Source organism: Acinetobacter haemolyticus (genome assembly GCF_900406815.1).
Taxonomy (GTDB): Bacteria; Pseudomonadota; Gammaproteobacteria; order Pseudomonadales; family Moraxellaceae; genus Acinetobacter; species Acinetobacter haemolyticus_A.
The window spans coordinates 71,781-83,457 of the sequence record NZ_OVCN01000011.1 but is presented as its reverse complement, the minus strand read 5'-3'; the positions used below and the strand labels follow the sequence as shown (position 1 = coordinate 83,457).

The 11,677-nt window shown below is 38.8% G+C and carries 12 protein-coding genes; 7 read left to right on the top strand and 5 right to left on the bottom strand.

The window, feature by feature from the left end; translation table 11 throughout:
* Positions 1 to 31: 31 nt before the first annotated feature.
* Together lolD and DK207_RS09440 are read right to left on the bottom strand one after the other, a co-directional pair.
* The gene (lolD, locus tag DK207_RS09445; RefSeq protein WP_109440959.1) at positions 32 to 718 is read right to left on the bottom strand and encodes a lipoprotein-releasing ABC transporter ATP-binding protein LolD; all 687 of its coding nucleotides are present in this window, start codon (positions 716 to 718) and stop codon (positions 32 to 34) included.
* The gene (locus DK207_RS09440) at positions 711 to 1,946 is read right to left on the bottom strand and encodes a lipoprotein-releasing ABC transporter permease subunit (RefSeq protein ID WP_109440958.1); all 1,236 of its coding nucleotides are present in this window, start codon (positions 1,944 to 1,946) and stop codon (positions 711 to 713) included. The genes lolD and DK207_RS09440 overlap by 8 nt, the downstream gene beginning before the upstream one ends.
* Positions 1,947 to 1,971: 25 nt before the next feature.
* Here DK207_RS09440 and DK207_RS09435 point away from each other — a divergent pair, with 25 nt between their 5' ends.
* Positions 1,972 to 2,556, top strand: a complete 585-nt coding sequence (locus tag DK207_RS09435; protein WP_109440957.1) for a PilZ domain-containing protein — start codon at positions 1,972 to 1,974, stop codon at positions 2,554 to 2,556.
* 15 nt (positions 2,557 to 2,571) lie between these two features.
* Here DK207_RS09435 and DK207_RS09430 read toward each other — a convergent pair whose 3' ends face one another.
* Positions 2,572 to 3,465, bottom strand: coding sequence for a DMT family transporter (locus DK207_RS09430; protein WP_109440956.1), 894 nt, complete (start codon positions 3,463 to 3,465; stop codon positions 2,572 to 2,574).
* A gap of 7 nt (positions 3,466 to 3,472) precedes the next feature.
* A complete protein-coding gene (locus DK207_RS09425) occupies positions 3,473 to 3,943 on the bottom strand; it encodes a YaiI/YqxD family protein (protein ID WP_109440955.1) in 471 nt (156 codons plus the stop codon).
* A 208-nt stretch (positions 3,944 to 4,151) separates the two neighbouring features.
* On the opposite strand from DK207_RS09425, the gene DK207_RS09420 reads away from it, so the two are divergent.
* Both DK207_RS09420 and DK207_RS15830 read left to right on the top strand, forming a co-directional pair.
* The gene (locus tag DK207_RS09420) at positions 4,152 to 5,090 is read left to right on the top strand and encodes a hypothetical protein (protein WP_109440954.1); all 939 of its coding nucleotides are present in this window, start codon (positions 4,152 to 4,154) and stop codon (positions 5,088 to 5,090) included.
* A gap of 35 nt (positions 5,091 to 5,125) precedes the next feature.
* On the top strand, positions 5,126 to 5,269 hold the full coding sequence (locus tag DK207_RS15830; RefSeq protein ID WP_004757630.1) for a hypothetical protein: 144 nt from the start codon (positions 5,126 to 5,128) through the stop codon (positions 5,267 to 5,269).
* A gap of 81 nt (positions 5,270 to 5,350) precedes the next feature.
* Here the strand turns inward: DK207_RS15830 and serC are convergent, their stop codons facing one another.
* Positions 5,351 to 6,430 carry a 3-phosphoserine/phosphohydroxythreonine transaminase gene (gene serC, locus DK207_RS09415; protein WP_109440953.1) on the bottom strand — a complete coding sequence of 360 codons (1,080 nt, stop codon included), beginning with the start codon at positions 6,428 to 6,430 and terminating at the stop codon, positions 5,351 to 5,353.
* A 314-nt stretch (positions 6,431 to 6,744) separates the two neighbouring features.
* On the opposite strand from serC, the gene DK207_RS09410 reads away from it, so the two are divergent.
* Genes DK207_RS09410 through DK207_RS09395 form a run of 4 tightly spaced genes read left to right on the top strand, consistent with a single transcriptional unit; the run spans position 6,745 to position 11,657 of the window.
* Positions 6,745 to 8,241 carry a TolC family protein gene (locus DK207_RS09410; RefSeq protein WP_109440952.1) on the top strand — a complete coding sequence of 499 codons (1,497 nt, stop codon included), beginning with the start codon at positions 6,745 to 6,747 and terminating at the stop codon, positions 8,239 to 8,241.
* 12 nt (positions 8,242 to 8,253) lie between these two features.
* Positions 8,254 to 9,414, top strand: coding sequence for an HlyD family secretion protein (locus tag DK207_RS09405; RefSeq protein WP_109440951.1), 1,161 nt, complete (start codon positions 8,254 to 8,256; stop codon positions 9,412 to 9,414).
* 3 nt (positions 9,415 to 9,417) lie between these two features.
* On the top strand, positions 9,418 to 10,548 hold the full coding sequence (locus DK207_RS09400; protein ID WP_109440950.1) for an ABC transporter permease: 1,131 nt from the start codon (positions 9,418 to 9,420) through the stop codon (positions 10,546 to 10,548).
* Positions 10,545 to 11,657, top strand: coding sequence for an ABC transporter permease (locus DK207_RS09395; protein ID WP_109440949.1), 1,113 nt, complete (start codon positions 10,545 to 10,547; stop codon positions 11,655 to 11,657). Before DK207_RS09400 ends, DK207_RS09395 begins: the two co-directional genes overlap by 4 nt.
* Positions 11,658 to 11,677 lie beyond the last annotated feature (20 nt).

The following is an 11,677-nucleotide window of genomic DNA, read 5'->3' as shown; positions in this document are numbered from 1 at the left end:
CAGGGCTTTAACAAGAGCTTAAGTCAATAATTTACGATTGTTCAATCCATAAACCATCTTGCATATGTAAAATTGAATCTGCCGATTGAGCCAATTGCTCATCATGGGTCACAATTAACATCGCCATGTTGAGTTCATTTTTCAAATCCGTCAATAATTCAAAAACACTCAGTGCCGTTTTCCGATCCAGATTACCTGTCGGTTCATCCGCAAGTACAACAGCAGGCTTAGTTACCAAGGCACGAGCAAGTGCTACGCGTTGACGCTCACCGCCAGATAACTCACCAGGCTTGTGGTCCATACGATGTGACAAACCCACGCGGTCCAATAAGTACTCAGCTTGAGCTTTAGCAGACTTATATTGCACATCGCCACGGAACATCAACGGCATCGCTACATTTTCTAAAGCTGAAAACTCAGGTAACAAATGATGGAACTGATAAACAAAACCTAAATATTGATTTCGCTTGAAACCACGGTCAGCTTCACCCAAATTATCAAAACGCTGTCCTTGCAAGAACACTTGACCTTGTGAAGGTTGCTCTAAGCCACCTAATACATGTAATAAAGTGCTCTTACCAGAACCACTCGCTCCAACAATTGAGACAAACTCACCCGCATTCACTTGAAGCGATAAACCTTTGATGACTTCAACTTTACTTTTGCCATCATCAAAATGCTTATAAATTTCTTTAGCTTCTAAAACAATCTTACTCATAGCGCAGTGCCTCAGCAGGTTGAACTTTGGCTGCACGTAATGCAGGATAAATCGTTGCCAAGAAACTTAATAACAGAGACACAATCACGATCACAACCACATCTTGCCATCTGAGATATGAAGGTAAGTAATGAACAAAATATGCATCAAATAGATTTAGCCCTAAAACGGTATTAAACCAAGAGATGATGTCGCTGATTGTCAGTGCTAAAGTAACCCCTAAAATTGTCCCTGCGATCGTTCCAATAACACCGATCACCGTACCCTGCACCATGAAAATTTTAGTGATCATGGACGGCGAAGCACCTAGCGTTCTTAGAATAGCGATATCTGATTTTTTATCAGTAACCACCATCACCAATGATGAAACGATATTAAATGCAGCCACAACAATAATCAGAAATAGAAGTAGACCGACCAATGTCTTTTCCATTTGAATCGCATTGAATAGATTACCGTGGGTATATGTCCAGTTTGATGCGTAAAAATTGCTCGGCAATTCACTTACAATTTCATTTGCCACTTTAGGCGCTGCAAAAATATTGTCTAACTTTAAACGAATACCCTGTGCACCATCTGGTAACCGTAATAAGGTTGAAGCATCATTCAACGCAATGTAACCCACCATTGAGTCTACTTCTGCACCCACACTAAAAATACCGACAATCTTGAAACGTTTAAAACGTGGTACTACACCTGCTGGTGATGGTGTTGCCTCTGGCAGAACCAAAGTGACATTGTCATTTAGCCCCAAACCCAGTGCATCCGTCATGTCCTTTCCAAGAACAATACCAAACTCGCCTTTTTGTAAGGCATTTAGATTACCTGTCACCATATGGTCTTGGATGATTGAAACCTGTTTTTCATATTCAGGTTCAATGCCCGTGACCATAATCCCCGCAACCTGCCCATGAGCAGTCAACATCCCCTGCAATTGAGTAAAAGGCGCTACACCAGTGACATGTGGATGACTCTCAACTTTTTTTGCAAGTTCTGGCCAATCTGTTAAAATTTGAGTAGAAGAAACAGTAGCTTGTGGTACCATTCCGAGGACACGAGTTTTTAATTCTCGATCAAAACCATTCATAACAGATAAAACTGTAATGAGAACAGCGACGCCTAGAGTTAAACCAATCATGGAAACCAAGGCGATAAAAGAAATAAAATGATTACTCCGCCGAGCACGAGTGTATCTCAACCCTATATACAGCGAGATTGGCTTAAACATACCATCTAGTCCGAGGTGATTTATTATGGAAAATGCACAACATCATCTTGTTGACGACAACACCGAACGTCGTGTGATGTCTCGTATTGATGCTGTGTTGAGAATCAACTATCAAATCATTCCAGATGATGTCGCACTGAATGATCCTTATGACTCTCATTTTGTATTACCGCGCTATTTTCTACTACTTGCTGAATTAGATCAATTTGATCATGCATTTCGCTACGAATTAGAACAATTAAATGAAAAAGATCAACAAATTGCTCGCATCTTATCCCTTTTTAACCAAAAACTAAATCTGATTACAGGCTCTTTTTACGACAATATCGTACAATCTCAATTGTCTGTACCAGAACAAGTCAATTTTTCGGAAAATGGTTTAAGTTTCTGCAGCGCTCAGGATATTAACGAAGGAACTTATATTCATATTACTTTGAGTCATCCTGAAAACTATTTTCATATCGCTGCGACCGCACAAGTTGCTCATAGTACAGCAGATGAGCAAGGTAAATTCCGTATTGGCGCGTATTTTATTACTTTAAATCCTCAAGACCGTGCAAAACTTGCGGCAAGTATTAAGCAAGCACAACAAGATGAAATCAACACTTAATTCAAGCCATTAATTTCAAACTCTTAATCGTCGATGGGTGCTTAAATCTTTATAAAAATAAAGCAATAAGCCAAATAAAATAATACTGGCACCGATAAAGACTTGGGCTGACAATTGTTCCTGATTAAGATAAGCGCCTATCAGAATTGCGAGCATCGGCGTCATAACAGTCGTTAAAGATAATGTGGTCGCTTGTAAGTTTTGAACCAGCTTAAAATAACAAAACATTGCAATCAACGAAGCCATGATTACCGTATAGGTCAATGCCAATAACGATTTTGCTGAGGGAATCTGAGTTGGTGCGAATTGCCAGATCCAAGGCAATAATAACAAGGCAAAAAATGTCGAAACTAAAATCGAACCTGTTGCTTGTGCCATGGGTTGTACAATGGCATTGATCTTTTTCACCCAAAAGATAGAGAGCGAATAAGAAAAAACACTGAGTAACATCAATAAAATTCCAAGGGGTTGTACATGTTTTTGATTCCCACTCAGACAGATCATCGTTAACCCAATAATTGACGTCCCCATCCCCACCCATTGTAGAGTTGCTAATTTTTGTTGAAAGCCAAATCGTCCAATTAAACCTGCCATAATCGGTGCTAGACCAAACATCAATGCAATTAGACCTGAACTTAAATAAGCCGTAGCTGCATAAGTAAAAACTTGCGAACCAATTAAACTGAGTGACCCAGCGATATAGCTCAACCACGCCAACTTATGCATTGGAAACTTTACCCTTAAACAAAGTAGCACCGTAATTGCCAAGGGTAATGCAATCAAAAAACGTAACAGTAATGCCCACATTGGATGTAGATCAGACACACTCCAGACGATTGCTAATGGTGTTGAAGCCCAAATAAAGACGAGTAGCCCATAGGTCAGCATTAAATTAAGTCGAGATGGCATAACGTGCTCAACCAGCGGTTTTACGTTTTTGTTTTAGGATTGTTTGGTCTAAAGCACTCGAAAATTCGCGTTTATCTCGCTCTGAAATTGGTGGAGGGCCTCCCGTTTGTACACCTGCACCGCGCAAAGTATCCATAAAATCACGTAAATGTAATCGAGCTTTGACATTGGCAGTGGTATAGATCTCACCTCGAGGGTGAATTGCAATTCCACCCTTTTCAATCACTTGAGCTGCAAGCGGAATATCTTGTGTAATGACAATGTCATGCTCTTGCATACGATCTACAATTTCTTGATCAGCGCGATCTGCCCCACTCATCACTTGAATTGATTTAATACGGATCGAAGGTGTAATCCCTACATTTTGATTGGCAACAAAAGTGACTTCGAGTTGATAACGGTCCGAGGCACGTAAAATTACTTCACGTAAGATTTTTGGTAAAGCATCCGCATCTACCCACAGTTTAAATGGCAGCACGTTGGCAAGCGCTCTCAAGAATAAAAATATAGTTTAGCAGATTACAAGAAAAGTAGAGTTAAGATGATAGGCTAATCCTAGGGTTTCACCGTTTTGGGCCATTAAAATAAAAACCAATTAATTTTCGTAGAATTACATATCCAGACTTGAAATATGGTAGTTACCCTCGATTAAATAGATTAAGTTCAATCTTTTTGCATCGTGCTTTATGAAAAATCAAAACAGTCCAGAAACCATTACAATTCAAGATCAAAATTTCGGTAATCATGCTGAGCATTGGAATCTGTTAACAGATACCCCCGAAACTGATGTTCCCAAATGGTTAGGATTGGCGTTGGATGCACCTGTCATGCCGATGGGACTGTGTGAAAATGAACAGGAAATGGATCAATCATTTTGGTTGATTCGTGGACCAAGTAATCAGAACATTTCAATTAATCAAATCATCGCAGTAGAAGATCAAAAACCTCGCGCCTTAAAAACAGCATTTCCGAGTTTTGAAAGTCCATATAAATATGAAGCACAGATTGAACGAATTATTACCTGTGATTCTGCAACTCAAGCGGTATTACGTTTGAACTTAAATAAAAATACGGTGATTTATGCATTTGATAATTTGTTTAGTGTAAATCGTTGTCAATATGACAAAAACCAAAGTTATCAAGTTCAATTTAATGCTTGGGCATATGAACTAGAAACAGTTTCCAAAGATGAGAAAATCATTGTTGATGACCCAGCTTCAATTAAACACCACCGAGCATTAAATGCAATTCTTGCAGAACATAATGGGATTGCACCTGAAAACTTACAGGAGCTTATTAATGAGTGGGAACCAAAAACACCAGAAGATCAAGAACCTGTAACTGTCGACTTTTCTAAAATGGTTGCCTATTTATTTGGCGAAACATTAGGTCAAGAAGATGAAGCTTGGTTCCAAGGTAATATCGTGGGTAAAACCACAACGCAGTTTATGCAAGATGAATATACGCTTTATGATGTCACTTTAGTTTTAGAAGATGATTTACCTGCAATCCTTATTCGCATCGCAACTAAAAATGATTTGTATAAAAACTTTAACATTGGCGAATATATTCGTGGCAACCTATGGATTCAGGCCAATATTTATGCTAAAAATGCTTTAAAGTGACAAAAAATCACATAAATGGCATTTTAGGCGTTCTAATGAAAATTATACCAGAACAAACGACCACCAGTCTTATTCATTCAAGTGATCAAGGTCTTAAACTTGATGTTGGTGCTTATTGCTTCTTTCTACTCGGTATGTTTTTAGCAGCACTTATTTTTCATCAAGTTGGCTTGTTTTAATTTTTGACCATATTCATTATTCAAAATAGTAAAAGCCCTCAAATAACTTTGAGGGCTTTTATTTTAGCGATGATTTATTGCTTAACCATGACGCTTCGTAAACTCATCCATAAAGTTAACAAGTGCCTGCACGCCCTCTAACGGGACTGCATTGTAAATACTTGCACGCATACCACCTACCGAACGGTGCCCTGCTAAGTTAAGCAAATGATTTGCTTCAGCTTCTTTCAAGAAAGTTTTTTCCAGTGCCTCATCTGCCAATGTGAAAGGAACATTCATCATTGAACGATTTGCAACTGCAATCGGGTTGTTATAGAAATCGCTAGCATCGATATAACCGTAGAGGAGTTTTGCTTTTTCTTGATTCACTTTATGAATCGCCTCTACGCCACCTTGTTCGAGCAACCATTCAAAAACCAAACCAGACAAATACCAAGCATATGTTGCAGGTGTATTTACCATCGAACCATTCTTCGCTTGATCTGCATATTTAAGAATACTTGGAATTTCTGGTTTTGTTTGATCCAGCAAATCATCGCGGATAATCACAATTGTTAATCCAGCAGGACCAATATTCTTTTGTGCACCTGCATAAATAAGTCCAAATTTATTTACATCTACAGGTGCAGATAAAATGCTAGAAGAATAATCACAAACCAACGGCGTTTTTACATCTGGAACATTTGCGAATTGTAAACCACCAATGGTTTCGTTATCAGCATAATGTATATACGCTGCATCATTTGAAAGATTCCAAGTACTTTGTTCTGTGATTGCATGTTTGCCATCAATCAAAGTAGCCGCATCTACAACATTTACATCACCGTAGCGCTTTGCTTCTTTTAATGCCTTCTCAGACCAAATCCCAGTATGGATATAATCAGCCTTGCTATTTTTACCCAACAAATTGAGTGGAATCGCAGAGAATTGGAGAGATGCGCCACCTTGTAAGAACAACACTTTATAGTTCTCAGGAATATTCATGAGCTTGCGTAAATCAGCTTCAGCTTTTTCCGCAACAGCAACATAATCATTGCTACGATGACTCATTTCCATGATCGACAGCCCCTTACCCTGCCAATCCAACATTTCTTGTTGAGCTTTTTCTAAAACAGCAGTAGGTAATGCAGCAGGACCAGCGCAGAAATTATAAGCACGCATGAATTTTCCCTTGTCAAAGTGAAACAAATTGAGATAGGAATTTAAGCACAGATTGACGTAGCTTGCAGCAGCTTATCCAATAAATATTTCAATCATCTTTGGGTATTTGACTGATTTTAACAACAACCGTTTCTATTTGTTTATGAGCAAATTATCTAATTTTTGGAAAATATATTTAGATTAAAAACTCTACTTTTTACAATTTTGATACATCAACATGAGCAATATAACTATTTAATTAAAAACATATTATTTCAATTTTATAAAAAGAATTTAGACTCACTCAGGATATTATTAAAGTGCGACATACCATAATGTTGAAACGACATAATCGACCGAGTTTTAAGGTCACACGGTTTCCAAAGCAGCTAAGCGTCTGTATTAGTCTAATCAGCTATGCTTTATTTTCTACATCTACATTTGCTCAAACACTCAGCTATAGCGAAGCAGAGAAATTTGTCGTCGAAAATGCTTATTCAACCCAAGCTCAGCAAGCACTTCAACAAGCATCTCGTTTAGAAATGGAGGCTGTCAAACATTTAGGACTCCCCCGCATTGATTTAAATGCGCGTGCTTATTCTTTTCATAGTGAAACGAGTGTTCCTTTGGAGTCGAGTAAACGTCGATTAGAAAATTCACTCACACGCGGTTTTGATGACAAATTATATCAATGGGAAAATGTTTTCCCACCAGAAGTGATCGACCAAATCAGCCAAGGTTTTGACCAGACCGTAAATGATGGATTAAATAAAGTACCCAATAATTTAGATGTCACCATTAAAGATCATGATGTGAGAACATCTGTCTCTATGGTCATGCCACTTTACACGGGTGGAAAAATTAGTAGCGCCAAACAAATTGCCAGTATCCAGTCCAAACGTTCTGATATTAGCGAGAAACAACAACAAGATTCTCAACGTTTCGAAATGATCCAAGCGTATTTTAATGTGCAATTACAACAACAATTATTAAATGCCAGTTTATTCAATCTAAATGCTATGCAAGAACATTATGACAATGCATTGAAATTGGAAAAGCAGGGTTTTATTAATAAAGGACAACGCATGCAGTTTGAAGTTGCTCGTAATAATGCACAACGCACCTATCAAAATGCACAGTCGAATTTAAAAGCCAGTGAGTTTAGCTTACAAAATTTGTTGCAAACCAAAGCATCATTAAGTCTGAGCACGCCCCTATTTGTGAATAATGATCACAATCATTCCTTAGATAAGTTACTTGCAAACTACGACGAGAATTCAAGCCTCATCAAAAAACTGCAAATGGATACTCAGCTTGCCAATGAAAATGTCCGAATCCAACAAGCCGCAAAAAAACCAAGTGTATTTGCTTTTGGTGAATACGGACTAGATGAGAAAGAAAACTGGATCATTGGTGTCATGGCAAAATATAATTTATTCTCAGGCGTGGATAAAAACAAAAATGTACGTGCAGCTGAACTCAAACGTTATGCGGCAGAACTCATGACCGAACGTACCAAACAAGAAGTTGAAAATGTGCTCTACAAATCCTATAGCGAATTAAATGCATCGCAAACCAGCCACCAACTATTGACACAAAACACCAAAGCGGCACAAGAGAATCTGCGTATTCAACAACTTTCCTTTAAAGAAGGTATGGGAACTGCAACCCAAGTCATAGATGCACAAAATGCATTGAACGCATTGAGAAGTGAAATGGCAATCAATGCTTATAAATATATTTTATCTTTAGCAACCTTACTACAAAGCTATGGCTCGATTGATGAGTTCAAGCTCTATGTTAATCAACCACGTACTGACTTTATCCGTTAATTGGAGACATTTATGAGCCAAGAAAATTCATCATCCAATTCAGAACGCGATACAGATAACGTGAAAAAAGCGGATGAAACGCAAACCACTGCAGTCGTGAATGAGCAAGTGTCTACAACGGAACAAATCGACACTAACGAGAATGCTACACCATCGAATACTCAAGAACCGCCTACTAAACCACCCCAGAAAGGTAAAGTTAAAATTATTGGTTTGATCATCCTATTCATCTTGCTTGGCTTAATTGCCTATGGTTTGTGGAAAGCATATCAACCTCAAGCAGTTGAACTACAAGGACGAGTAGAAGCTGAAACCATACACATCAGTACCAAAGTACCTAGTCGTATCGAAGAATTCTATGTTACTGAAGGGCAAACCGTTAAAAAAGGGCAAGCACTGATTCGCTTTGTAAGTCCTGAACTTGAAGCAAAAAAAGAGCAAGCTCAAGCAGCCTTACAAAGTGCAATGGCGTTCCAGTCAACAGTTTACCGTGGCTCTCAACAGGAAAATATTGAAACCTTGTACGCCAACTGGCAAGCTTTAAAAACGCAGGCAGAGCTGGCAGCAACAACCTATAAGCGTGGTGAAAACCTTTATCAACAAGGTGTTATTTCTCGCCAACGCCGTGATGAAATGCTTGCAGCCCAAACCTCTGCTCGAGAAACTGCAGAAGCCTCTTACCAACAATATGCACGCGCTAAACGTGGTAGTACTGAACAGCAAAAATCGACAGCCGATGCACAAGTCGCCATTGCTCAAGCTGCAGTCAAAGAAGCTAATGCATTGACCGAAGAAACTAAACTGTATTCACCTATCGATGGTACGGTATCCAAAACCTATGGCAAACTGACAGAGTTAGTGGCAACTGGCGTGCCAGTGGTCAGCATCATTGAAGACCATGAGATGTGGGTCAGTTTAAATGTCCGTGAGGATATGTATGAAAGCGTATATCAAAACAAAACTTTAGAAGGTTTTGTACCAGCCCTTAATCAAAAATTAATATTTAAAGTAAAGAACATTGATGTCGAAGGCGATTTTGCGACCATTAAGACCACGCGTCAAACAGGTGGTTATGATATTCGTAGCTTTAAATTTCATTTAGTACCTGAGCAATCTGTTCCAGACCTAAAAGTTGGAATGAGCGTACTCTTTAAAATTAAAGAGGCAAAATAACCAATGTTTGCTGCAATGCTTCGAGAGTTGCGTTATTTAAAATGCCATAAAGTAGATGCCTTTATGGCAATCATTATGCCTTTGTTGGTCATTATCTTTTTTACCAGCATGCTTTCGGCTGGTAAAGCTGAACACTTACCTATTGCAATTGTAGATCAAGACCACAGTGAATTAAGCCGACAAATTATTCATAATCTCAGTATTAACCCAAGTCTAAGTGTAAAGACCATCAGTTCAAGTCAAGACGAAGTTGAACGTATGATTAATAGTACTCAGGTTTGGGGCTTTGTTTTAATTCCTGAAGGTGCAGAGCAACGACTGGTTCAGGCAAAAAATGCTCAAATTAGTATGGCTTATAACCAATCTTTTTTTAGTATTGGCAATACCATTTCTTCAGCAATGCAAAGTAGTACCCTCAATGCAATTGGTGATTATTTAGGCAATAGTTATTTAGCAAATAGAATCCCTTATGCTGAATTCCCTACGCCACATGTCAAAGTCTCTATGCTGTATAACCCCAGCATGAGTTATGAGCTATTTTTAGAACCTTTCATTGTCCCTGCTGTACTCCATTTATTATTATGCTGTTGTATTGCGTTTGCGATCGGACAAGAATTTAAGCGTCATACCTTTGCAGCATGGCTCGGTTCAACACAAATTGTCTCTCGGTTTTTTGGAAAAATTTTGCTTTATGTGCTGATTTTCTGTTTCTGGACATGGTGCTGGATGTTTTGGCTCACCCAGGTCAAAGGCTATTTTATCGCAGGCTCACTTAGCTTTCTTTTGATTGCTCAGTTTGTGTTTTATTTTGCCTATGCCATGATCAGTAGTAGCGTTATTTTAGCCACCAAAGACCTGCCTAAAAGCTTTGGTTTTATTGCGCTGTATGGTGGTTCATCCATGAGTTTCGCCGGGGTAACACTTCCCTTAAATAATGCCCCTGCATTTACTCAATTGTGGTCAATGATTATTCCATTTACCCCTTACGCAAAATTACAAACTGAGCAATGGGTGATTGGAAGCGATGTCATTATTTCAGTTGTACCTTTCATCATTCTGCTTGTTTTTGCATTGTTATTTAGCGTATTGAGCCTTCGTTTATTGAAGAAGAATGTTCAGGAGATTCACTCATGAAATCATTTTTCTTTTATTACAGACAAACTTTCAAAAATATTCTGAAGAATAATTCAGTGTTTACCACACTGATTGCCTCTATCATCATGTATAGCTTTTTCTATCCGACTGCCTATAAAGCGCAAGTTGCAGAAAATATTCCAATCGTGATCGTTGATGAAGAACAAAGTGTTTTAAGCTCTAAAATTATTAGTCAAACTGCCAATAGCCCACATATCCAGATACAAGCTGTCACAGCTAACTTCCTTGAAGCTGAGCAAATGGTGAAAAACCAAAAAGCTGAAGCGATTCTGTTGCTTCCAGAAAATCTGAGCCAAAGCCTTAGACATGGTGAAATGGGCGGAATTGGACTTTATCTTAGTACGGCATATTTTTTACAAACTAAAGAAGCCGCTAGTGGTCTTGCGACCTCGATTGAGTATACGTTGAAAGAGCATTTAGAAAAATTTGGAGAAGCCTCCCAATTTGAAATTGAAATGCCGATTCATAATATTCCATTATTCAATACACTATCGGGTTATGGCAGTTACATCTTCCCTGCTGTTGCCAGTCTAATCATTCATCAAACCATTTTGCTCGGCTTGGCGATGCTCATCGCCAGTTATCGCGAGAAAGGTTGGTCCGCTGAACCCGTTGAGTTCTGGGCAATATTTGCAACGATCCTTACGATTAGTGGCTTAGGCAGCCTTTATTTATATGGTTTCACGTTTTGGCTATATGAATATCCACATGGAGGGAACTTTTGGGGCATGTTGCTCGCTGTTCCTGTTTATGTGAGTTGTGTTATTGGCTTGGGCATGTTACTTGGTTCTCTGGTCGATATGCCTGAACGCGTTGGACATTTGGTTGTAGTGACTTCTGTTCCCTTATTCTTACTGACTGGTGCAGCATGGCCACATGCAGGTATGCCTGAATGGATGCAATGGTTTGCTTGGATGCTACCATCTACACACGGTGTCCAAATGTTCGTTCAACTCAATCAAATGGGCGTACCTACCTCTATCATTGTACCCAAGCTTATTTATCTCAGCACAGTTGGCGCAGTCTTATTGGCCTTATCTTATTACCGTTTGGTGATGATGAAACCAATAAAAAAGGAAGCTATTTAGCTTCCTTTTTTAGGATGAAT